A 21,932-nucleotide genomic window follows, 5' to 3' on the forward strand; every position below is an offset into this window, starting at 1 on the left:
CACGGGAAACCGCATCGGTCACCAGCGGCTCCGCGACCTACCGCCGATCACGGCACCGCGCCAGCTCTCGACCCTCCAGGTTGGAAAGGTGTGGTGGCATAGTGGGCAGGTGCCGATCCAAAAGGCAAGTGCGCGTTGGATTTCGCGCAGGATGCCGTAGAGGGTCAGTCCCGCCCATTCGCTTTTGGGTCGGTGATCGGCAGCGTGGTGATGAACAGGTGGGCGGCGGTGACCAGGGTGGCGTGGTGGTGCCAGCCGAGCCAGGAGCGGCCTTCGAAGTGGTCGAGGCCGAGGCCGGTTTTGAGTTCGCGGTAGTCGTGTTCGATGCGCCACCGGATTTTGGCGAGTCGAACGAGCTCTTCGAGTTTGGTGTCGGCGGGCAGGGTGGAGATCCAGTAGTCGGTGGGTTCTTTGGTGTCTGTGGGCCATTCGGACAGCAGCCAGACTTCGGGCAGGGTGCCGTCGGCGGCGCGTGCGATGCCGCGGTTGGCGGGTCGGATGCGCAGGGTGACGAATCGTGACGACATCGCGGCGGTCGGGTTGTCCGCGTCGGCTTTCGTGCCCTCACGCCAGGTCACTCCACGTGCTTCGGCGCGACCGGCAGCCAGGACGAGATCTTTGAGGCTGGAAGCCTTTTGGCGATAGCGCGGCGTTGGCGGTCGTCCGCGCCCCTGGTAGGACAGTGCTTCGGGGACGGCGGCGGCGGGGTGGGCGCTGGTGGCGGCCTTCACGGCGACGACATAGTCGATGCCTCGTTCGGTCAGGCCGTCACGAAACGCGGTGGTGTCGCCATAGCCGGCGTCGGCCACCACCGGTGGTGGTGTGCGTCCCCACTCGATGAGTTCGTCGATCATCTCGTGCGCCATCTGCCATTTCGGGCGGTGATGTTCATCGGCGGGCACGCCCGCTCTCTTGCGGCGCTCAGTGATCACCGCGAAGTCCTCCGGGGCTTCGGCGAGGTCGTCGTCCCAGCATTCGGGCAGGAACAGCCGCCAATCCAACGGAGCGGACGCTTCGTCGGACGCGGCATGGACACTGACCGCGATCTGGCAATTGTCGACCTTGCCCAAAGTGCCCGAATATTGGCGTGTCACGCAGGGAGAGCGGTCGCCCTCCTTGGCGAAACCGGTGTCGTCGATGACCCAAGCGTCCGGTCCGATCACAGCACATGCCTTGCGGGACAACATTTTCCGCACAGGAACCACATCCCACGGAGAGGACGTCACGAACTGCTGCAAACGTTGGTGATCAACCTCGAGCCGCTCGGCCATCGGCTGCATCGACTTACGGCGACCCTCGAGCATCAACCCCCGCACATAGGTCCCCGCAGTCGCCACCCGGTCCTTCCGGTACAACGACGAGAACACCTCACCCACATACGAGTCGAGCTGTTCACCCAAGCGAGCAAGATCGGCGGCATCCACCTACACAGACTCTCGAGACCGCCGAGAAAACTCGAGGCTATGTGTCATACCTAACAAAGTACTACTAGGCGAAAAGGCTGGATACGCACTCGCCAGGAAGATCTTGACCGAACTCGCGGTCTACGCACGTGTCGCAGGAATCGACGAGCGCGGGGAGGACTACAAGCAATGCTTGGACGATCTGAAACCGACTGATCACGAAGCTATCCACGCGGTCCTCAACCGGCCACCACCGTCTACGACAACTTCAGCCGATGGACGAAAAATGGTGCGTGGCAACGGATTCACGACGCACTGCGGGATCGGGTGCGAGTCCGAGCCGGACGTAAACCGTCACCGACGGCGGCGCTCGTGTCGGGCCGGGGCGTCCCCGCACCCGACCCGACACGGTGATCGAGACAAGGCGTATTCGCATCCCTCCACCCGCCGGGCGATGCGTGAGCGGGGCATCCGCTACGTCAGTCCCGAACGCCACGGCCAGATCGAACAACGCAAAGCCAAAGGCTCACGCGGTGGCCGCCCACCGATGTTCGACCGCGATCTGTACAAGCGACGCAACGTGGTCGAGCGATGCTTCAGAAACCTAGCCGCTACGGTCGGGGTTTCTGCCCATCAGCCGTAGCAATCGGTCCTGCCGCGTCGCGGCGCCGGTATTCGCACTCTCGGGTGCGGCGAAGTAGCGGTGGGATGTGTCCACGGACGTAGGCGTTTCGGCCAGTCCGGCGTAGATCTCATAGAGATGGTCGTCGATCCAGGTGATCAGGTCGGTGTCGAGAATGTCCTCGCCACCGATGGCCCGAGCCAGATCCCAGGTGTGAATGACGGTATCGGTGGTGCGCACGGCGAGAGCCTGTTGCCCGGGAGCCTGACCCTTGGGGTAATCGAGGACCCGATGCAGGACGCCAGGTGCCGTGAACGCCTCGCCGCACTCGCGCACGGACCCGGTGTACGCGAGTATCGGATCATCGCCCAGTGCGTCGACCTCCCGCATGCGCAGGAATTCGTCGCGGCTGCCACCGTCCAGTAGGTGCAGGTAGTTGAGATTTCCCCGAACCATATGGTTGACCAACTGGCGCACGTTCCACTCGGTGCAGGGCGTCGGCCAAACCCACTGGCGGGCCTGCACCGTCTGCAGTCTCCGCTCGAATTCCGCACTTGCCAGCACGAACCGGTCGACGATTCCATCGAAAGCCGCACCCATGCAACACAGTCTGTCTACCATCCACGTCCGGCACCAGCGGATATCGGACGCGGCATTGCGGATGGCCTCGGCTCCGATGAATTACAGGACAGAACCTACGCCGCGTTCGCGCCGCGGCTCGGCATCATCGCGGAGGCGACCACCATGAGCAGCGCCATTACCGCAACGGCGACGAACACCAGGTGCACCGCCGAGGACAGTGTCGCCGGGGCGGGGTGGTCGGCGGTGCCGATGTGCGAGTTGACGATCGCACCGAATACCGCGACGCCCACCGCGCTGCCGATGGAGCGCGCGAACATAGTGTTCGAGGTGACGACGCCGCGTTCGGTCCACTCGGCGCTGGACTGGGCCGCGATCAGGGTGGGGGCGGCGACCAGGCCCATGCCGATGCCGATCACGAAACAGGAAGCGGCGACCTGGATCAGCGTGGAATCCTCGTCGATCAGCAGTGTCGACGCCGCGCCGAGGGTGGCCAGGGAGCTGCCGATCAGCGCGGTGAAGCGGAAACCGATGCGCAGGTACACCTTTCCGGCCTGGGAGGCCGCCATCGGCCAGCCGATGGTGAGCGTACCCACGGTCAGACCGGCGACGAGGGCGCCGGTGCCGAGCACGCCCTGGGCGAAAGTCGGTACGTAGGAGGTCAATCCGAGCATGATGGCGCCGACCAGCAGCGAGGCGAGACTGCTTGCCACGATCACCCGGCGGGTGAACACCCACAGCGGCAGGATCGGGTTCTCGGCCCGCCACTCGACAACGATGAACAGCGCGAGAACCAGCGCACCCCCGACGAAGATGGCAATGCTGGTCGGCGACGACCAGGCCCATGCCTGTCCGCCCTCGAGCAACCCGAGGATGAGTGCGCCTGTGCCCACGGTGAGCAGACCAGCGCCGAGGTAGTCAACGCGCTGTTTGCGTCGCGGCGCGCTCTCGGTGAAACTGCGCAGCAGCATCCAGGCGGCCACCGCGGACAGCGGAAGGTTGATCAGGAAGATCCACCGCCAGCTGACGTACTCGGCGAACACCCCACCGAGCAGCGGGCCGAGGACGCTGGACATCGCCCACATGCTGGCCAGGTAGCCCTGTATTCTCGCGCGTTCGGACAGCGTGTAGAGGTCGCTGGCGATCGTCATGGTCATGGGCTGGACCGCACCGGCGCCGATGCCCTGCACCGCGCGGAAGATGATTAGTGCGAGCATGCTCGTGGCCAGACCGCACAGCAGCGAGCCGAGCGCGAACACCGCGATCCCGAACAGGATCACCGGCTTGCGCCCGACGGTGTCAGCTATCTTGCCGTATACCGGGACCGTAACCGCTTGTGCGAGTAGGTAAATCGAGAACAGCCAGGGGAACTGCGAGAAGCCGCCGAGATTGTGGGTGATGGTCAGCACCGCCGTGGCGATGATCGTCGAATCCAATGCCACCAGCGCGGTCGCCAGCATCAGCGCACCGAGAATCGGACCTCGCTCGGATCGGAAACCGACGGATTCCTGCACTGTCTCGGTCGCCACCAGCGGCCCCTCTCGTTCGTTCGACTAACCACCTCGAACGAACGTATCGTGGCCTCAGCTATTCCCGCACGGAAATATTTCCGGCTGTGGCGAACTTGACAGCGATGTCTTGGCCAACGGATTATGGCCGCACCCCGTCCAAGTCCGCGACGCGGTGCTGCAGTGGATCGGCGTGGTCGTCGAAGCGACGAAGACCGGCGCGACCGTCTAGTTCGTGTGCGCCCGTCAGCCCGGCGTCGAGCTTCTCGACGCCGGGCTGCGCTGCTGGCAGGACAGCCGATCACGGCTACTGACGGTACCGTGAAGGCATGGGCGTCATGGGCGAACTGGTCCCGGGTAAGAAGCTGACCGACGAGGGCAGCGAGGACAGCGCTGGCCAGTCGCACCGTCCTCGCTTCGATATCGATCTCGACACCGGTGTCGCGCGGGTGCCCAGGGCTGATCCGCCGCCCGCCGATGATGGGACGACCGCGAGTACCGACCGTTAGGTCAGGGTGCCCAGGTGATGCGGCCGTTTTGGAAATCTTGGGCTTTGCCTTTCTCGAAGTCGTATTCGTCGCTCGTCGGGTAGCCGTAGCGGCCGTTTTCCGCGCCTGCGCCTTCCCAGTCGTTGCGGATCGCTCCCCAGACGGGGTGGGCGCCGAAGCGCGCCGACCAGTAGATGGCGCCGCCGCCGAAGAGGTTGTAGCGGCCGTTGTCCTTACCGGCCATGGTTTCGTCGGTGATAGGGAATCCGAGTGCACTGTTTTCCCACCCGTAGGCGGCCCATTTGTCGCGGATCGCGCCGCCGATTTGGTGTGCGGCGGTGCCTAGTGACCAGTAGATCGAGCCGCCCTGGAAGTGGTTGTAGCTCCCATGGTTGCCGGGTGTGGCATTTTCGCGGGTGACGGGGTAGCCGAGAAGTCCGTTTTCCCAGCCGAGGCTGCCCCATTTGTCGCGAATGGCGCCGCCGACCTGGTTGGCTCCGGTATCGGGGTGCCAGTAGATGGAGGAGTTGCGTTCGAAGGCCTGGTACCTGCCGCCGCGCCCGGCATCGGATTCGGGGGTGGTGGGGTCGCCGAAGAAGCCGGGGCCGCCGGCTTGGTCGTACTCGACTTCGATGGCGCCGCCGATGTCGAAGTTGCCGATCTGTCGTGCACCGGCGGTGCCGACGGTGGTGGCCAGCAGCACACCGACCGCGGCGGCGGTCGTGGCGAGCGTGGCGGGTCTGCGTGGTCGGGACGAGCGGGTATGACCTAGCCGTGTCAAAGGAACTCCCTGATCAGGTTGAGGGCGGGTGCGACGATCACGGGCGCAGAACCACCCGCGGTGGAACGCGGGTGGAGCGCGCGGCTCAGCTACCGGGGTGCAAGCCACTGGCCGATCGGCTGCGGCGGCAGCGCGCGGACCAAGGCCATCAGCGGGTCGCAGTAGAGGTGATCGGCGGGGCTGAATGTGCCGCACACGAAGTTGCCGAACTTGTCGTAGTTATTAGCCTGGCCTCGGTAAGACCAGGTCAGGCCGTCCTGCGACGGGCTGGCCGGACACTGATCGGGCTCCAACCCCCGGCAGGAGCCTTCGACGCCCAATGGTCCGACGGGGTAGGCGGCGGCCTGTGGCGTCAGGGCCAAGGTCAGCAAACCTGCGGTGGCCGCACCGAGCAGCACGCGTTTGACGGGTAATTTCACGGTATCCCTTCCGACTGGAGCAACAGCTGATGTCGTCAGGTATTCGACACACCCGCATCGGCGGACCGGCAACGTCCATTAGCCCGGGCGTGTCGGTGTATCCGGTCGCTGCGTCGACATGGTCGGGCTAGGGTGAGGCATGGTCGAGTCGACGAGAATCGTGCTTGCGTCCCGGCCGGAGGGTGCACCGACCCCGGCGAACTTTCGTATCGAGACCGTAGAACTACCGGAGCCGGGCGAGGGCGAGGTGCTACTGCGGACGCTGTATTTGTCGCTCGATCCGTATATGCGCGGGCGGATGAGTGCCGCCAAGTCGTATGCGCCGCCACTCGAGGTGGGTGATGTCATGGTGGGCGGCACGGTCTCGGAGGTTGTCGAGTCGCGCGATCCATCGCTGACGAGAGGTGATGTGGCGCAAGCCTACTCGGGCTGGCAAACACATGAGGTGGTGCTCGCGTCCAGTGTGCGCAAGTTGGATCCGGACAAGGCTCCGGTATCGACCGCGCTGGGTGTGCTCGGCATGCCGGGATTCACGGCGTATTCGGGACTGCTGAAAATCGGGCAGCCGAAGCCCGGCGAGACCGTGGTGGTTGCCGCCGCCAGCGGGCCGGTCGGGTCGGCGGTCGGGCAGATCGCTCGCATCAAAGGCGCGCGGGCGGTCGGCATTGCCGGTGGACCGCAGAAGTGCGCGTATGTCAAAGACGAGCTAGGGTTCGATGCCGCCATCGACCACCGCGCGCCGGACTTCGTCGAGCAGTTACGGGCCGCGGTGCCGGACGGGGTCGACATCTACTTCGAGAATGTCGGTGGCGCGGTGGCCGATGCGGTGTACCCGTTGCTGAATACCTATGGGCGCGTGCCGGTTTGCGGTCTGATCGCCAATTACAACGCGTCCGGCGCAGCGGAGGGCCCGGATCGGCTGCCCGCCTTCTATGGCCGGATTCTGACCAAGAGCCTGACCATTCGCGGATTCCTCCAGGCCGAGTTCGTGCACGAGATGTACAAGGACTTCCTGCGCGATATGTCCGACTGGATCGGCGAGGGCCGGGTCCGCTATCGGGAGGACATTGTCGACGGCCTCGAGCATGCTCCGGAAGCCTTTATCGGCATGCTCGAGGGCCGCAACTTCGGCAAGGTCGTCGTTCGAGTCGGGTAGCGATTACACCGGCTCGGGCGACAACGCGACCTTGGCGCTACGCCCAGGTGTTTCGCTGGCCGCGGCGGCATCGGCCGCGGCTTCCAGCGGGTAGACCGCTTCGACATCGAGCCGCAGGGCGCCGCTGGCCGCCATGCCCACCAGTTCGCCGATCAACCGGCGCATATCGTCCGCGCTGGTGTTCTCGGCGCGCTTGGAACCCCAAAAGCCTTTGACGATGGCCTGTTTGAAGATCAGCGGACCAGGGTTGATCGAAAGCGGCTGTCCCGACAGCGCACCGAACGAGATCAGCTCACCGTTCGGCGCGAGCAACGACAACAGGCCGTCGGCCGCACGGCCACCGACCTGGTCCACCGCGCGAACGATCGGTGCGCCCGAGGTGGATTCGGCGGCGCGCTCGAGCCAGCCGTCGGACTCGGTGTCGATCACCGGCTCGAAACCCAACTCCCGCAACGCCTGCACCGACACGGCTCCACGCACCAGGTTGAGCACGTGAATACGACGTTGCCGCGCAAGCACATTCACCAAACGGCCGACCGCGCCATTGGCCGCGTTGATGGCGATCCAGTCGCCGGGCGTCACCCGCAGGTCCTCCAGCAGCATCAGAGCGCTGAGCGGCATCGCGAGCAACTGGCTGGCGGTTTCGTCGGAAATCGTGTCGGGCAGCGGGACCACCTGCGCGGCCCTGGCCACGAAGTATTCGGCCCATGCGGCGTGAATACCGGAAACGCTGACGCGCTGACCGATCTCGAGACCGTCCACGCCGGGTCCGAGCGCATCGATCCGTCCGACGGCTTCGGTGCCAGGGATGGCGGGCAGCGACGGCTTGTACCCGTACACTCCGCGCACAGTCGCCAGATCATGATTGTGAATCGGCGCGAGAATCAGCTTGATCCGCACCTCACCGGCGCCGGGCTCGGGCGTCGGCCGATCCGCGACGGTCAGCACGTCTTTGGGCTCGCCGAACTGTTCGATGATTACGGCGCGCATGATCAGTCCTCCGCGACGACGACGGCGACATCGATATTGCCCCGCGTCGCGTTCGAGTACGGGCACACCTGATGGGCCTTGTCGGCCAGCGCCTGCGCCTCGTCTGCGGCCAGGTGCGGCAGCGAGACCTCGAGGGTAACCGCGAGCTGGAAGCCGCCGGCGTCGTTCGGGCCGATGCTCACCTTCGCACCGACCGCGGAGTCGTCGACATTCGCGTTGGCCTGCTTGGCGACCAGTCGCAACGCCGAGTGAAAGCAGGCCGCGTAACCGGCCGCGAACAGCTGTTCGGGGTTGGTGCCCTCGCCGTTGCCGCCCATCTCTTTGGGGATGGACAGATCGACATCGACCTTGCCGTCGGTGGTGCGGGCGTGCCCGTTGCGTCCGTCGCCGGTCGCGAGTGCTTCGGCGGTGTACAGAGTCTTCATGTCTGTTCTCTTTCGGATGTGGGTCGATCAGATGTGCGACTGCAGCGAATCGGTCATTCGCCGCAGGGTTTCGCGTAGTGCCACGAGTTCGTCCATGGAAAGGCCCGCGGCCTCGGCCATGCTTGCCGGGATTTCCCGTGCCTCGGCGCGCAATGCGCGCCCACGCTCGGTCAGTTGGATATCGACGCGACGTTCGTCGGCGGCCGATCGGCGCCGTGCCACCAACCCCGCTGCCTCCAGCCGCTTGAGCAGCGGCGACAACGTTCCGGAGTCGAGGGCGAGGGCATCGCAGAGATCGCCGACGCTGCGGCCGTCACGCTCCCATAATGCCAGCATGACGAGGTACTGCGGGTAGGTCAGGCCCAGGCGTTCGAGCCGCGGGCGATAGACCGCGGTCATCGCCCGCGACGCCGCGTACAGCGGAAAGCAGATCTGCTCGTCGAGAGTGAGGTGATCGGTCATGGCCATAACGGTAGAGGCCAATAATATTGTGCACAACCGATTTCTCAATGGTTCCCGTCACAGCACCTAGAGCCGAAGGCTCGCTCCAATTCGTGCAGCAGCTCCACCGGGAGCGAGGCGCCCGCCCGACACGCATTCCACGGCCTCCTACGGGTCGAAGCGGGGGAGCACGCGGGCCGATGTCAGGGTTTGCGACCGATTCCGGCCCAGTACCAGGCGGATTCGGGGTCGGCAGAGGCGGCGGACAGCTGTTCGGATAGTTCCGGGCGCCAGGTGACGACGGGGACGACGCCGGGCTCAACGAGTTCTGTTCCGGCGAAAAGGCTTTCGATTTCCGCGCGGCTGCGCGGGTGGAAGGTGATGCCGGCCCGTTCCGCGGCGGCCACCACTCGTGCCATGGCGCGGGCGTCGAAATCGGCGGTGGGATGGTGATCACGAGATAGCTGCCGGAAGGCACGGCGTCCAGGAGAACGCGGATGACCCCGAGCGGGTCGTCATCGTCGCGGAAATACATCATGATCGCGACCAGCATGATCGCGACGGGCTCTTCGAAGTCGAGGGTCTCGGCGAGGGCGGCGTCGTGCAGGATGGCCGTCGGCTCGTGTAGGTCCGCGTGGATGAACGCGGTCCTGCCCTCCTGGGTGCTCGACATCAGTGCCCTGGCATGCGCGAGGACGATGGGATCGTTGTCGACGTAGACCACCCGCGCGGTGGGGTCGAGGTGCTGGGCGACTTCGTGGGTATTGCCCGCGGTGGGGATGCCGGTGCCGATATCGAGGAACTGGCTGATGCCCGCCTCGCCGACCAGATGGTGCACGGCGCGGCCGAGGAAGGCCCGGTTGGCGCGGGCCATGCTGCGGATGGCGGGGATGTGGGCGCCTATCGCGTCACCGAGCACCCGGTCGGCTGGGTAGTTGTCCTTTCCGCCGAGCCAATAGTCGTAGACACGCGCCTCGTGAGCGACGCTCGTGTCGATCTTGGTCGGCAATCCGGTGGTGGTCTGAGCCTGGCTGTCCGGCATAACGATTCCCTCCAACGAGCCGCAAAATGGTCGGCGACCCGTGCCTCAAATTTTCCTCGCTCAGGATATGCCTGGCGAACGTCCGGCATGCGGCTAATGCGCCGGATAACTAGCGGATTGAGCGTGTTGGTTCCGAGGTGGCGAACTCGTCGCGGTGTGCGCGGCGTCACACAGGATCGGTGTGTCATCGCCGGTTAATGATCTTGATGAGGTTGAATCGATGACGTCAACGAGTTTTCCTCCAGCAAACGAGCGGAAAGCGGGACGCGACATGGCACCCGACTGCTGTGTCGTCGGACTCCAAATAGAGCCGACGCGCCGGTGATCCGAGGCTTTCCTCGGCGGCGCACCTCATTTCGGAGACATCTCCAGTCCTCCTTCTGCAGCATCACCCCGGCATGCGAAAAGGAGCCCGAAAAGTGAGCATGATTCTCGCCGCGCTGCACGACACCATTCTCGCGGAGATCGATAATCCGACCCCGGAGGCCCCGCCCATGGCGGACAAGCTGCTGCAAATGGGCAGCTATTTCAGCTGGCTCATCCAGTTGTCCGGCATCACCGCCATCACCTACGGCGGCGGCCGGTTCGCATGGGAGAAGTGGAATGGTGGCGGGCTGCAGTCACCGAAGATGATCGCCAGCGCCATGGCAGGCGGTGTGGTCGCGACGGGTGCGGGCACGATCATGAATTCAGTGGTCGGGTAGCCGGTCCTGGTCGGAGGCCGGAAGGCCGCGACGGACATCATCGACCACACGCCGGGCTTGCTGGCGTGTGGTCGAGATTTTTCCTGGACTTTTGTTCAAATGTGTTGCGACACAACCATTTTGCAAAAGCGAATATGATACGAGTCACATTGCGGAGACCCAACTGTCCCAGATACATTGTGTGCGATGCATCGCACACAATCGTATTTTGCTGAAGCAACGAATCCGCCTCCCGGGCGTTCGGTAACAGCGACAGTCGCCGATCAGATCATCGCGGCGGTCGCCGAACACAGCGACCACGTCTTCGGGGTCGGTGGCGCCAATATCGAAGACATCTACGACGCTTTGCATCGCAGCGCCGCACCGATCACCGGGATCGTCGCCAAACACGAGTTCGGCGCCGCCACCATGGCCGACGGCTACGCCCGCACCACCAACCGGCTCGGCGTCGTCGCCGCTACCTCGGGCGGTGGGGCATTGAACCTGCTTGCGGCACTGGGCGAGTCGTTCGACTCCCGGGTTCCGGTGCTGGCCCTGGTCGGACAACCGCCACTGGCCCTCGAAGGGCAGGGCGCGTTTCAAGATACGAGCGGCGCCACGGGGCGACTCGATGCCGAGGGACTGTTCGGCGCGGTCGCGCGTTATTGCGCCAAGGTGACCAGGGCCGAGGACGTGGCAGCCCGGGTAGGGGAGGCGATCGATGCCGCGCGCAGCGGTGGTCCGGCAGTGTTGTTGCTGCCGAAGGACATTCAGACCGCGTTGGCGTCGCCGCAGCCGGAGACCCTGCGTGACGTGCCGCCCCGGCCGCTCGCAGCCACGCCGCTCAGTACCACCGCCGGGCCCGGCCCGGTCGTGATCATCGCGGGCCCGGAGGTGGCGCGGGCCGACGCCAGGGCCGAGCTCGAGGTTTTCGCGGTGGCGGTCGGTGCGACGGTGCTCGTGACACCGGATGCCAAGGATGTGTTCGCCAACGACCATGCGCTCTTCGGCGGCATCGTCGGGATCATGGGACATCCACACGTGGCCGAGTTCATCGGCGCTGCCGCGCAGGTCGTGCTGGTCGGCACCCCGCTGCCTATGCTCGCGCGCGCCGGTCTCGAAACTGCACTCGCCGAATGCCCACGAGTGCTGCATCTCGGCGTGGAGGCACCGTTCGTGCCGGTCCACGAGCAATTGGATGCGCCGTTGGCTCGCGGCCTACTGGATCTCGCCACGGCGCTGTCCGCCGCGAACGCCTCGACGTCGAGGATCACGCCGACTCCGCTTCCCTCGCAGCGTGTTCCGCCCGCCTCGGGGCCCGGCGTACGCTATCGCGACGCGGTGGCGGCGATCGCGGCACGTCTGGAGCCGGGCACGGATGTGGTCGCCGACGCGGGCAATACCGGCGCGGCCGTGGTCCATCATCTTCCGGTGCCCGAGGACGGCCGATTCCTCATCGCGCTCGGCATGGGCGGCATGGGATACGCGTTTGGCGCGGGCATCGGCAGCGCGTTCGGCCGACGTCGCCGAACCTTCGTAATCGCCGGTGACGGTGCGTATTTCATGCACGGGCACGAGGTGCACACCGCGGTGGAGCATCATGTGCCGGTGACGTTCATCGTCTTCAACAACAACGCCCACGCCATGTGCGTGACCCGCGAACAGCTCTATTTCACCGGCGATTACACGTTCAACAGATTCGGCTCCGCCCGGATCGGCGATTCGGTCGCCGCCATGTTCCCGCACCTTCCGGCCTACGCGACCGCCACCCTGGCGGAGTTCGCGGCCGCGCTGGACGAGACCCGCGGCGTCGCGGGTCCTGTCTTCATCGAAATCGCTTGTGACCCTGACGAAATCCCACCGTTCGCACCGTTTCTGAAGGAGTCCTCCGCATGACCGAAACAGCCACGGCCGTCGGGCAATCCCTGAGATCCAAACAGCTAGGTGTGAGTCTGGCTCGGCCAAGCGCAAGGCGGTTACCCCTCCGCCGAACCCCGATCCGACCACGACAACGCGGTGCTCTGTGATTACTGACATTCCATACCTTCATTATTGATACAGCCGTAACTGACGGGAACTTCATGTGGCGGCTGAGACCGGCTGCCCTGCACGATCCGTCGAATGACGCGTCAATAAAGGCCGGATTGTCCGATGGTTGTCGCGGTGAACGCGATCAAGACAACTCCGATGCGTTGTGCTGCCGGTCGGTCATGCGTGCATCCTTACCGATGCGGCGGCCCGACGGGATGTGCGACACGCCGCATCACCGGCGCAGGCCAGGGCCACGGGGGTATACAGCCGTGGCGTGTCGCGTGACCCGCCTTCAGAACTCGCTGTCGGGCGTCACCGGTTGGTCGTGGCGTCGATGGCGTCCGCCCGTTGAGGCTGGAGGGATTGTCCAGGGGCCCACGATCGTGGGTAGTTCGATGGTGTCGGCGAGCGGGTCGTTGCGCCAACGCTGAATCTGGGCGAGTACACGGTGTTCGGTGCCGTGACGCGCACGCAAGTCATCCAGCAACCGTTCGGCAGCCTGCTGTCCCATCGGGGGATCATAGGCAGGTGCCAAGGATTTCGAGCATGTTTTGCGCCAACGGCGCACCGGACAGGGCTCCTCGCTTTGGGGAGACCAGTGTGTGGCTGCTCAGCGGATGGTGCCGATGCCGGGGATTAGCGGGAGGTCGAGAGGGTGACCCATCCCGGTGGTAGGTCGTTGACCGCGGGTATGGCGTTGAGTGCGCGCATGCTGGTAGCGAGGCAGGGCGGGGGTGTGGGCGGTGCCGTCGGTGAATCGGAACGGGTTTTCCTGCGAAATCGACGGTAAACCCTTAGCAGTTACATTACGTAACGACTTAGGTGTGACACACTGTAACGACTGCTGCCCGTGATGACAAGGATAAGGACGGTATTTCGTGAGCACTCGCCATCGCCTCGGCCCGCACCGCGATCCGGCGGTGGATCAGGCGGTGCTCGAGGCTGCCCGCAGCCTGCTCACCGAACGCGGCTACGCCGCGGCATCGATCGACGCGATCGCGACACGAGCGGGTGTCAGCCGGCCGGCGATCTACCGCCGCTGGCCCTCCAAAGCGCATCTGATCGCGCAAGCGGTGTTCCCCGACGTCGGCACCGACGACGTCGCCACCGACATCACCGCCGAGATCCGGAAAGTGATCCAAGGGACCATCCAATTGTTCAGCGCCCCAGCGGCTCGCGAAGCAATGCCGGGACTGATGTCGGACATGCGCGCGGATCCGGGCCTCTACCAAAAACTTTCGGCGCGACTGGACACCCCCACCCGCCGCGAGCTGGCCGACTACCTGCACGACGACGAAGCGACCCGACCCTGCGCCGACCCGAATACCCTGCTGGACACCATCGCCGGCGCCGCCCTGTTCGCGATGTGCATCCGCAACATCGACGACCTCGACAGCTTCGCCGAATCCCTCGAAAACCTCCTGCTCTACGGCCTCGCAGGCGACCCCACCAACCGCGACCACCAACCGTCCTGACACCGGAATTCCCAGGCTGGCAGGCCCGCGGTGTGGACGTGGCGTTGCTGACCTACGAAGCAGCGCCGATCTTGCCCGGCCTGTTGGCCGGTCACTCCCCGCCCCCGCCAACTCGACACCGCTCGCGTCCTGGCTTGGCTGGCGACCACCTCCAACACCCATGAGCATCGGGCGCACAAACCGTGGACGCCTCGGAGCGTCGCCGGACTGGCTTCCGGGCCAACGTCTTTGAACCGGAAGCGTGCATCTTCGCGCTGAACGCGGACGAGATTAGTCGGCGGCGGCCGTCCTCGCGGGACGATCGCGACTGTCGTCCCGGCCTTGATCGAGTAACCGCCGAGGACATCGCCGCCGGTCGCCACCCTGGCCGGTCCGGCACGAGCCGCGACCTACTCGAGGTCTTTTGCTAGCATGACGGGCTCGGATCTTTGGTGATCCTGCAGTTCGGTTTCCCGGGCCGCCTCGGTGCGACGGTTTGCGCGATAGCTGTAGGCGATACCGGCAACGAGGACGACCAGCAGCGTAGCCGAGGCAGCGTATGTACCGAACCCGAGGCCGCCCGCGTCCTGAGACTTGGAGAAGAAGTTGCCCAGATTGGCGCCGAGGGGCCGAGTCAGCACGAATGCGACCCAGAACAGCAGCACGCCGGAGACCCTGGTGAAGTAATGAGCAGCCAGCAGCAGCACCATCGTGACGGCGATGACCGCGGCGCTGCGCAGGTAACCCAGGCCGGTGTCGTCGGCCAGATAGTCGCCGGTGGTGGTGCCCAGCGTGTTGGACAGCAGGATCGCGACCCAGTACAGCAGCTCACCCCGCAACGTCGTGATGTTGGTGACGTCGTAGGTCAGGCCGGAGGCCTTCCAGACCAGGAACACGACCGCGAGGCCGGTTATCAGGATGGCGGCTCCGCCGGCGTAGCCGAATCCGCCCGCAGTGGAGGTCCCCGCGCCGGGGCCCCGGGTGAGCAGGTCGGCCATGGTCGTGCCTGCGGTGCTGGTGGTGGCGATCACTGTCCAGTACAGGGCCGGATGGAATCGACGCGCCCGCAGCTGGGTCAGCAGACTGACCAGGAATATCGAGAACAACAACACCGACGCGGCAGCGTAACCCAAGTTGAGGGTTTGCGAAATCATGTCACCACCGGTTTCGCCCAGTGTGGTGGCGGCAATCTTGAGTACCCAAAATAAAACTGTGATCTGCGGAAGCTTGTATTGGGTGACCACTCTGCGGGCCTGCTCAGTCACAGTGTCGACCTCTCTTCATCTCGATTCGGCATACGAACGCTCTCCGACAGAGTGGCTTGTTCGCGCTGAAAACACGCTGAGAGAGCGTCCGGATGCGATAGCCGGGCCCTTGTTCAGTCGTCGAGTCTGATCGCTTCCTCGGTGAGTTCGATGAACATTCGCTCGCTATGACTCTGGAGAGAGACGCGGCAGCCATGTCGATCAATGGGACACCGTCGCGGCTCCCCTCGGGGGTGTTACGCCCAGACCCGCTCGCTGGCGCGGCCGGTTGTCATAGTAGCTGTTGGACGGGGGAGTAGCGTCCAAGAGATGGACGCTGGAGTCGCCTACTTTCCGACCCACGATGCCGTTGGGCCCGCGGAGTTCGCGCGGCTCGTCGAGGAGCGCGGCCATCGCTGGCTGATGTGGGCCGAGCACACGCACATCCCGGCGTCGCGTGAGACGCCGTGGGGTGGTGAGCAGGGCGCGCCGCCGCTGCCGAGGAAGTACGCGCGGACCTACGACGATCGATAGTCGGGGCCGGTCCGAAACGCGCAAACAAGTCAGTGTCCTGGAACGACACAATCCGAGTTATGCCTGTTTGAGCGACAGTGAGCATTGTCGTACTTCGCGGGCATGATGATGGCGTGACGAACTTCGAGGAGTTGCCGGAGCTGACGCCCTAAAACAGCTGGCTGGCATGTCTGAATCAGAGCGTCTCGCGTATGAGGATTTGAGGCGGATGGGTCCAGCCGAGTGTCAACGGCACGCGAATCGTTGATCTGATACTCCCGGTACCGGGAATACAATTGGTGTGTTGGACCGGTCTAGCGATCGGCGGCCGCCGATTTGCGGGCTTCGAGTCGAATGGAGCGTGTACACCATGCGGCATGACATTGCGTTCGACGCGGAAGGACTGACGCTACGGGGGTGGCTGTACTTGCCGGACAAAGCGAACGGGCCAGTCCCGACGATCGTGATGGCCCACGGCTTCTCCTGCGTCAAGGAGATGTTCCTCGACAAGTACGCCGACATTTTTGCTGCTGCCGGCTTCGGCGTCTTGGTCTATGACAACCGCAACTTCGGTGACAGCGACGGCCAGCCCCGCCAGGAGGTCGACCCGTGGGGCCAAATCCGGGACTACCGCCACGCGATCACCTATGCCGGCAACCTCCCCGACATCGATGAGAACCGGATCGGTATCTGGGGCACCAGCTACACCGGCGGACACGTCCTGATCGTCGGCGCCATCGACAAGCGCGTGAAGTGCGTCGTCTCCCAGGTCCCCGTCGTCAGCGGCTACCGCAACGCCCACCGGGCGATCGCCGAAGACCGTTTCCCCGAGATCCTCGCTCGCTTCGCCGACGACCGACAGGACCGTTTCGCTGGCAAGGCTCCGCAGATGGTCGCCGTCGCCAGCCTGGACCCGACCGAGCTGTGCGCCTTCCCCGGACAGAACGCATTCGAGAGATTCCAGGGCGCACCCCGCTGGATAAACAAGGTCACCCTTCGCTCGATCGAGACGTTCCTCGAACATGACTCGATCGGCTATGTCGACAAGGTCGGACCCACCCCGCTGCTGATGATCGTCGAGGACAACGACACACTCGCCGCCGTCGATCAGTCACTGGAGGCATACGACCGAGCCCACGAGCCGAAGAAGCTCGTCCTCTTCCACGGCGGTCACTTCGACGCCTACATCCGCGACCAACAGGCCACCGCAGAAGCAGCACGCGACTGGTACACCCAGCACCTGGCCGCATAACCACCTGCTGGACATCACGACGCTGAAGCTGTCTCATTGCTCGGTCGGCGACACGCCCGCTCTACATCTACACGGTGCGCGATGCGCCCTATGCCGTATCTATCACCGCAGCCGTGGCCGAGACCGCTTTTCGCTGGTCCGCCGTGGCTGCTTCGCTGCTTCGGACCGGACCTGAGCGATCTGGTCTTTGGGAACAAGTTTGATGATGTCGTCTCGCGAGGTGATCACCAGTTTCCGGAAGATCGCGGCCATCTGTGCGTCAATGGTCTTGCAGGAATTCCCGCGGCGGGCCGCGATCGCGGAGTTCGTCCATCCCGCCGCGGCCAAGGTCGCCACCTGCTGCTCGGCGGTCGATAGCTCCTGCCAGTGTGAGGGAAGGTTCTGCCTGGCGGGATGGTCTATCGGCAACCTGTCCGGGGACAGTGTGCCCAACGCGAGGCGCTGCACCTCGTGCAGCTCCGAACGCAACAGGGAGCCCTGCCGCTGCGCGGCGGCGAACACCTCACGTCCCAGCACCCCGCGGGCAACGTTGATTGCCTTGTTCGTATCATCGGTGAAGGGCCCATCGCCGAGATCGATACCCAGCCCCGCTCGCAACGTGGCGGCACCGCCAGCGAGTTGAGCGATTTCGGTGGCCAGTGCTCTGAGTTCGGCACGGTCAGTCCTTCCGGCCGTGATCATGTCGCGGAGGATCTGCGCCAACGACCAAATTCGTATATGCACCGTCCACGCCCCGCCCCACTGGTCATGCGCCGCTAACTGGTACGCCAGCGCGCTACGTTCGAGGGTCAACGCCTCGGTCGGACTACCATGCTTGGTCAACGCGATCGCCCGCTCCATCTCTGCCCAAGCCTTCAGCCACCCGGCGCCGGAAGCAGTGGCGTAATCGAGGTTCCTTCGGGTGATCCGCATGGCCTGCTGTGCCGATCCGATGTTGCTCGCGGCCCATGCCTCCTTCTCCGCAGTCCTGGCCTCGCCACCGTGATCGCCGAGGACACGGAACTTTTCGCGGGCGCGGGCGAACACGGCGATCGCTCTCGGGTCTCGGTGGACCATCATCAATTCCAGGCCCCACGTGAATTCGACGGGCGCGGGTAGACCGATGTCGATTTCCGGTGTCTGCCGCCAGTCGTGTCGGATTTCCGGGTCGTGAATGGAGGCGGCGGCGGATTCTTCGAGCATCCGTTCGGCGTATTCGTCCTTGCCCTGGACCAGGGCGTTCCACCCGATCAGGGCCATGGCTTTGATCTGCAGGTCGGTGGGCTGCGGGGTCAGCGCGCGGGTGGCCTGGAGCGCGCGTTCAGTCCACAGGCGCATTTCTCGGGGTGAGCCTTTGACTGTAGGCATGCCGGTCAGACTTGCGGAGATTTCCAGGCCGAGTGTCGGCTCGCCCGAGGTCAGGCTTGTCTCGATCGCCCTGACGAGGTTGTCCCAAGCTGCGCGAACCCAGTCCAGTAGTTCCTGCTGGGCGGGACTGATCCAATTGAGCTGCGCCGCAACGATTTTGTCTCGATAGTATCGTCGATGACGCCGAGCAAGCCGTGCGGGTTCGTCCACTTCGCCGGTGGAGCGTTCTTGCAGCCGTTGCGCTGCGAACACTCGAACACTCTCCAACAGGGAGTACCGCACCGTGGCTGGCGTGATGTGGGCGGTCACCAGAGACTGGTCGACCAGACGCTCGAGCACGCCCTCAACATCCTTGGCCGTCAGCCTTACGAACGCGCCCCTACCGTTCGCCTGATCCCGCTCGTGTCGGGGATCGTCCGCGCAGACCACCTGTATGGCTTCCAAGTCGACGCCGACATCCACAATGGAGCTGGTGTCATCCTCGAGGTTCGTGTCGTATCCCGCAGCGAAGACCGACATCCGGTCCAGAAGCAGCCGTTCTTGATCCAGGCACAGTTCATAGGACCAGGCGATGACGTCGCGGATCCCCTGATGCCGCGGCTCTGCCCCAACCCGGGGGCCATGCGACCATCGCATTCGTTTGTCGGTTACCTCGCCACTCAGTTCTTGGACGATCATCGCCAACGGCTGCCGCAACAACCGCGCAGCCGCCAACCGGATATACAGCGGATGGTTGTGCACATGACGACAAATCAGGGTCGCCTTCGCGATATCTTCCCTCTCAACGATGCGATAGCCCGTGAGTTTGGCGCGTTGACGGAACAAGATCAAAGCCTGCTCCTGCGACAGCGAGGGAACCACCACCACGTACTCGTCTACCCACCCCACCGCCTCACGACTGGTCGCCAGGATGGTCAACCCCGGCACCGCCTCCAGCAACTCCCCGATCAACTGGCCAGCGCCCACGAGCACATGTTCACAGTTGTCCATCACCAGCACCGACTGCTGGTTCCGCCCCGCCTCGTCGGTCACGGTCAACGTGTCGACTAGTGCGTCCCACCCAGACCGTCCCGAGAAGTCGGCATCGACCACCGCGTGAGCAACTTCTTCCTCGACTGCGGCCACGTCAGAGCCCTTGATCAACCGTGCCAGCCGCACCCAGTAGACCGGTGTCCGCGTTGCCTTGCGGAATCGGCGGACGGTCTCGGTCGCGAGCCGTGTTTTCCCGATCCCGCCCGGTCCGATCAACGTAATCAGCCGGGCCGAGGACAGCAGCAAGTCGATAACCCTGTCCAACTCTGGATCTCGGCCAACGAAACCATCCGCTGCCGCAGGCAAACCCCCAAACCGTGCTCGGCGCTCCGCCGACATACTGTTTGAGCTTAGTCCTCCGGTACACCACCAGCTATCCCAGAGCAGGTCGGGTTGACCGGTCCCCGATGACGGAACCACCCGGTTTTAGAGCCAGGTTGTTTTCGATCCGTATTCAGTTGATGCCGCAGGCCACCGGGTGGTGGCTGTGGCTGCAGCGGGCAGCGTACTCGGCCGGGGTCAGATAGCCCAGCGCCGAATGTCGATGTCGTCGGTTGTGGTCTACCTTGTAGTCGCCGATGACGACGCGGGCTTCGAGCAGGCTTGTCCAGTGGTTCCGGTCGAGGCATTCTTTGCGCAGCCGACGGTTGAACGATTCGACGAATCCGTTATTCCACGGCGTGCCCGGTGGGATGTAGATGATCCCGACCCGGTTTGCGCAAAACTGTTGCAGCGCATGGGAAATCATTTCCGGCCCGTTGTCCATCCGCAACACCGTCGGCGACCCACCATGAGTGGTGAAGACCTTCTCGAGCTCGGTGACGAGCCGCTCGGCGGTGATCGAGCGTTCAACCAGATGCAATAGTGATTCACGGGTGTGTTCATCGACCATCGACGCGATCTTCACCGCTCTGCCGTCGATGGTGGAATCGAACTGAAAATCCAACGCCCACACCACCTTCGGTGCATCCGCATCGACCGGCGGCATCGACGAAACGCCGGCCCGTTTACGCGGCTGGTGCTCACGCACCTGCAGCCCTTCCTCCCGCCAGAGCCGATGCACCTTCTTCTTGTTCACCGAGCTGCCCTCGTCGAACCGCAACCGCGCCCACGCCCGCCGGAACCCGTGACACGGGTTCTTCGTAGCATACGAGCGCAGCCAGGCCCGCAAACCGGCGTCCGGATCATCCGGGGTCTGCGCGAGGGGCAGCCGCCGATACGTCGAACGAGCAAGCCCAACGACCTTGCACGCGAACCGTTCCGACACGCCCTTCACTGCTGTGAGCATGTCGACGGCACGGCGCTTGGACGCTGGGCTCAGAATTTTCCCCGGCTGATCTCCCGCAGGGCGTCCTTTTCCAGCTCCGCCTCGGCCAGCAGCCGCTTGAGCCGGGAATTCTGCTCCCGCAGCTCCTTGAGCTCCTTCGCCGCATCGGTATCCATACCGCCGTAAGAGCGGCGCCAGTTGTACAACGTCGCCGCCGACACTTCCAGCTCTGCGGCGATCTCCTCGCCCGACTTACCGGCCGCGGCCAGCTCATCGGCACGGCGCAGCTTCCGCACGATCTCCTCCGCGGAATGCCGCTTCCGTCCTCCAGCCATGATCCCAATCGTCCCTTCTGGCCCCTACCAGGGCCAACAGGACTCTAATACCGAGCGGTCTCATTCATTGGGGACGGGCCAGGGTCATCTGTCGGCAGAACCTGGAATACGGACAACAATCGGCCCAACGTGTCCTGAATACCAGTGCTCATCAGGGATACGGTTTCCCCGGCCCATCTGCTTCACCGCGGCCGGCACGCTCTCGACCAATCTCACAGGTCAGTGAAGTCTTCCCGCTGGAGCTGCGCGATCAAGCCATCTCGCTATCGAGCATTGTGCCGGCGGTGCCGCGCCGTACCTCTTCGGTCGGCGGGCAGACAGTGTCGACAAGCCGAGCCTCGATCGGCTCCCGCCGACGTGAGGACACATCATCGGCCGGGACAATCCGGCCCAATCGGGCCAGCATCAACCTCACGGCGGGATCGACATCAGGCGAGCACCGCTGGTCATTTAGGTAGTCGGATTCGGACGCGGGCCTTTCGCGATCAACGACACGCCACCAGCACCACCTCCACCGGCAGCATCACCGCCCTGAGGTGACCGATGAACCCGACACGGACGGACGTCTGTGATACCGCCGGATAACCTGATCGCTGACGGTTAGCGCCAAGGTCATGGCTCCGACACCGCAAATCATCGAGCAGCGCCAATACTTTGGCCACCCGCAACATTTCCGCCGTCGACCAGTAGCTTTGACAACCGGCTTTGGAAGGCCGCCACAGCCCGGCGAGGATGGCTACCTACAGGCTACCGATGCTAAGGCTGCCATGTAGTCAGCCATGCTGGTCTCGATTGACCGCTCGAGTCACTGAGTCGGCACGGTCTGCGAGCCGACCGGTGACGATCTATCAGAACGATGCGAGGTTGAGACGAATGTTGTTCTACACGCTGCGCGGGGGTCTGGTTTTCTTGGGGTTGCA

At 64.4% G+C, this 21,932-nt stretch carries 19 protein-coding genes and 3 pseudogenes; 8 read left to right on the forward strand and 14 right to left on the reverse strand.

What is annotated here, in order from left to right; genetic code table 11:
• Positions 1-164: 164 nt before the first annotated feature.
• Positions 165-1,424: an IS701 family transposase gene (locus tag ACV7NQ_RS33150; protein WP_463358847.1), complete on the reverse strand. Its 1,260-nt coding sequence runs from the start codon at positions 1,422-1,424 to the stop codon at positions 165-167.
• 397 nt (positions 1,425-1,821) lie between these two features.
• Between ACV7NQ_RS33150 and ACV7NQ_RS33155 the strand changes: the two are divergent.
• Positions 1,822-2,031: pseudogene (locus ACV7NQ_RS33155) on the forward strand (transposase); the annotation flags it as partial.
• Here ACV7NQ_RS33155 and ACV7NQ_RS33160 read toward each other — a convergent pair.
• Both ACV7NQ_RS33160 and ACV7NQ_RS33165 read right to left on the reverse strand, forming a co-directional pair.
• On the reverse strand, positions 2,008-2,646 hold the full coding sequence (locus ACV7NQ_RS33160) for a TIGR03086 family metal-binding protein (protein ID WP_463363153.1): 639 nt from the start codon (positions 2,644-2,646) through the stop codon (positions 2,008-2,010). The pseudogene ACV7NQ_RS33155 and the gene ACV7NQ_RS33160 overlap by 24 nt on opposite strands.
• A gap of 74 nt (positions 2,647-2,720) precedes the next feature.
• A complete protein-coding gene (locus ACV7NQ_RS33165) occupies positions 2,721-4,133 on the reverse strand; it encodes an MDR family MFS transporter (protein ID WP_463363154.1) in 1,413 nt (470 codons plus the stop codon).
• Positions 4,134-4,450: 317 nt separating this feature from the next.
• Here ACV7NQ_RS33165 and ACV7NQ_RS33170 point away from each other — a divergent pair, with 317 nt between their 5' ends.
• Positions 4,451-4,621, forward strand: a complete 171-nt coding sequence (locus tag ACV7NQ_RS33170; protein WP_463363155.1) for a hypothetical protein — start codon at positions 4,451-4,453, stop codon at positions 4,619-4,621.
• A 1-nt stretch (position 4,622) separates the two neighbouring features.
• On the opposite strand, the gene ACV7NQ_RS33175 is transcribed toward ACV7NQ_RS33170, so the two are convergent.
• Positions 4,623-5,381, reverse strand: coding sequence for an LGFP repeat-containing protein (locus ACV7NQ_RS33175; RefSeq protein ID WP_463363156.1), 759 nt, complete (start codon positions 5,379-5,381; stop codon positions 4,623-4,625).
• 89 nt (positions 5,382-5,470) lie between these two features.
• Positions 5,471-5,800 (reverse strand): hypothetical protein, encoded by a 330-nt coding sequence (locus ACV7NQ_RS33180; protein ID WP_463363157.1) that lies wholly within the window; start codon positions 5,798-5,800, stop codon positions 5,471-5,473.
• A gap of 139 nt (positions 5,801-5,939) precedes the next feature.
• On the opposite strand from ACV7NQ_RS33180, the gene ACV7NQ_RS33185 reads away from it, so the two are divergent.
• The gene (locus ACV7NQ_RS33185) at positions 5,940-6,956 is read left to right on the forward strand and encodes an NADP-dependent oxidoreductase (RefSeq protein WP_463363158.1); all 1,017 of its coding nucleotides are present in this window, start codon (positions 5,940-5,942) and stop codon (positions 6,954-6,956) included.
• 3 nt (positions 6,957-6,959) lie between these two features.
• Here ACV7NQ_RS33185 and ACV7NQ_RS33190 read toward each other — a convergent pair whose 3' ends face one another.
• The 4 genes and pseudogenes from ACV7NQ_RS33190 to ACV7NQ_RS33205 all read right to left on the reverse strand — a co-directional run bounded on the left by ACV7NQ_RS33190 (position 6,960) and on the right by ACV7NQ_RS33205 (position 9,854).
• Positions 6,960-7,946 (reverse strand): zinc-binding dehydrogenase, encoded by a 987-nt coding sequence (locus ACV7NQ_RS33190; RefSeq protein ID WP_463363159.1) that lies wholly within the window; start codon positions 7,944-7,946, stop codon positions 6,960-6,962.
• 2 nt (positions 7,947-7,948) lie between these two features.
• A complete protein-coding gene (locus ACV7NQ_RS33195; RefSeq protein ID WP_463363160.1) occupies positions 7,949-8,371 on the reverse strand; it encodes an organic hydroperoxide resistance protein in 423 nt (140 codons plus the stop codon).
• A gap of 27 nt (positions 8,372-8,398) precedes the next feature.
• Positions 8,399-8,833: a MarR family winged helix-turn-helix transcriptional regulator gene (locus tag ACV7NQ_RS33200; RefSeq protein ID WP_463363161.1), complete on the reverse strand. Its 435-nt coding sequence runs from the start codon at positions 8,831-8,833 to the stop codon at positions 8,399-8,401.
• A 182-nt stretch (positions 8,834-9,015) separates the two neighbouring features.
• Positions 9,016-9,854, reverse strand: a pseudogene (locus ACV7NQ_RS33205) (SAM-dependent methyltransferase).
• Between the two features lie 425 nt (positions 9,855-10,279).
• Here ACV7NQ_RS33205 and ACV7NQ_RS33210 point away from each other — a divergent pair.
• Complete coding sequence (locus tag ACV7NQ_RS33210) at positions 10,280-10,558, forward strand: hypothetical protein (protein WP_463365910.1); 279 nt, start codon at positions 10,280-10,282, stop codon at positions 10,556-10,558.
• Between the two features lie 186 nt (positions 10,559-10,744).
• A complete protein-coding gene (locus tag ACV7NQ_RS33215) occupies positions 10,745-12,433 on the forward strand; it encodes a thiamine pyrophosphate-binding protein (RefSeq protein ID WP_463363162.1) in 1,689 nt (562 codons plus the stop codon).
• 427 nt (positions 12,434-12,860) lie between these two features.
• Here the strand turns inward: ACV7NQ_RS33215 and ACV7NQ_RS33220 are convergent, their stop codons facing one another.
• Together ACV7NQ_RS33220 and ACV7NQ_RS33225 are read right to left on the reverse strand one after the other, a co-directional pair.
• Positions 12,861-13,079 (reverse strand): hypothetical protein, encoded by a 219-nt coding sequence (locus ACV7NQ_RS33220; RefSeq protein ID WP_463363163.1) that lies wholly within the window; start codon positions 13,077-13,079, stop codon positions 12,861-12,863.
• Positions 13,080-13,178: 99 nt separating this feature from the next.
• Positions 13,179-13,373: pseudogene (locus tag ACV7NQ_RS33225) on the reverse strand (dihydrodipicolinate reductase); the annotation flags it as partial.
• Positions 13,374-13,446: 73 nt separating this feature from the next.
• Between ACV7NQ_RS33225 and ACV7NQ_RS33230 the strand changes: the two are divergent.
• Positions 13,447-14,043 carry a TetR/AcrR family transcriptional regulator gene (locus ACV7NQ_RS33230; protein ID WP_463363164.1) on the forward strand — a complete coding sequence of 199 codons (597 nt, stop codon included), beginning with the start codon at positions 13,447-13,449 and terminating at the stop codon, positions 14,041-14,043.
• Between the two features lie 389 nt (positions 14,044-14,432).
• Here the strand turns inward: ACV7NQ_RS33230 and ACV7NQ_RS33235 are convergent, their stop codons facing one another.
• Positions 14,433-15,287: a COG4705 family protein gene (locus tag ACV7NQ_RS33235; RefSeq protein ID WP_463363165.1), complete on the reverse strand. Its 855-nt coding sequence runs from the start codon at positions 15,285-15,287 to the stop codon at positions 14,433-14,435.
• Between the two features lie 309 nt (positions 15,288-15,596).
• On the opposite strand from ACV7NQ_RS33235, the gene ACV7NQ_RS33240 reads away from it, so the two are divergent.
• Both ACV7NQ_RS33240 and ACV7NQ_RS33245 read left to right on the forward strand, forming a co-directional pair.
• The gene (locus tag ACV7NQ_RS33240; protein WP_463363166.1) at positions 15,597-15,800 is read left to right on the forward strand and encodes a hypothetical protein; all 204 of its coding nucleotides are present in this window, start codon (positions 15,597-15,599) and stop codon (positions 15,798-15,800) included.
• A gap of 349 nt (positions 15,801-16,149) precedes the next feature.
• Positions 16,150-17,031 carry an alpha/beta hydrolase gene (locus ACV7NQ_RS33245; protein WP_463363167.1) on the forward strand — a complete coding sequence of 294 codons (882 nt, stop codon included), beginning with the start codon at positions 16,150-16,152 and terminating at the stop codon, positions 17,029-17,031.
• A gap of 102 nt (positions 17,032-17,133) precedes the next feature.
• Here the strand turns inward: ACV7NQ_RS33245 and ACV7NQ_RS33250 are convergent, their stop codons facing one another.
• Both ACV7NQ_RS33250 and ACV7NQ_RS33255 read right to left on the reverse strand, forming a co-directional pair.
• Entirely contained in the window at positions 17,134-19,674 is a 2,541-nt protein-coding gene (locus ACV7NQ_RS33250; protein ID WP_463363168.1) for a LuxR C-terminal-related transcriptional regulator, read from the reverse strand.
• Positions 19,675-19,864: 190 nt separating this feature from the next.
• Positions 19,865-21,012, reverse strand: a protein-coding gene (locus tag ACV7NQ_RS33255) for an IS3 family transposase (RefSeq protein WP_463358517.1) whose coding sequence is annotated in 2 segments (ribosomal slippage) — positions 19,865-20,742 and positions 20,742-21,012 — 1,149 coding nt in all. Because the reading frame shifts where the segments join, the coding sequence is not laid out codon by codon here.
• Positions 21,013-21,932 lie beyond the last annotated feature (920 nt).

The organism is Nocardia sp. Tas62D01 (assembly GCF_055232035.1).

What these genes read in the sequence shown, in the direction of transcription:
- ACV7NQ_RS33160 (WP_463363153.1), bottom strand. Translation starts at nt 2,646, where the DNA reads ATGGTAGACAGACTGTGTTGCATGGGTGCGGCTTTCGATGGAATCGTC.
- ACV7NQ_RS33170 (WP_463363155.1), top strand. Translation starts at nt 4,451, where the DNA reads ATGGGCGAACTGGTCCCGGGTAAGAAGCTGACCGACGAGGGCAGCGAG.
- ACV7NQ_RS33185 (WP_463363158.1), top strand. Translation starts at nt 5,940, where the DNA reads ATGGTCGAGTCGACGAGAATCGTGCTTGCGTCCCGGCCGGAGGGTGCA.
- ACV7NQ_RS33190 (WP_463363159.1), bottom strand. Translation starts at nt 7,946, where the DNA reads ATGCGCGCCGTAATCATCGAACAGTTCGGCGAGCCCAAAGACGTGCTG.
- ACV7NQ_RS33195 (WP_463363160.1), bottom strand. Translation starts at nt 8,371, where the DNA reads ATGAAGACTCTGTACACCGCCGAAGCACTCGCGACCGGCGACGGACGC.
- ACV7NQ_RS33200 (WP_463363161.1), bottom strand. Translation starts at nt 8,833, where the DNA reads ATGACCGATCACCTCACTCTCGACGAGCAGATCTGCTTTCCGCTGTAC.
- ACV7NQ_RS33210 (WP_463365910.1), top strand. Translation starts at nt 10,280, where the DNA reads ATGATTCTCGCCGCGCTGCACGACACCATTCTCGCGGAGATCGATAAT.
- ACV7NQ_RS33215 (WP_463363162.1), top strand. Translation starts at nt 10,745, where the DNA reads ATGCATCGCACACAATCGTATTTTGCTGAAGCAACGAATCCGCCTCCC.
- ACV7NQ_RS33220 (WP_463363163.1), bottom strand. Translation starts at nt 13,079, where the DNA reads ATGGGACAGCAGGCTGCCGAACGGTTGCTGGATGACTTGCGTGCGCGT.
- ACV7NQ_RS33240 (WP_463363166.1), top strand. Translation starts at nt 15,597, where the DNA reads ATGGACGCTGGAGTCGCCTACTTTCCGACCCACGATGCCGTTGGGCCC.
- ACV7NQ_RS33245 (WP_463363167.1), top strand. Translation starts at nt 16,150, where the DNA reads ATGCGGCATGACATTGCGTTCGACGCGGAAGGACTGACGCTACGGGGG.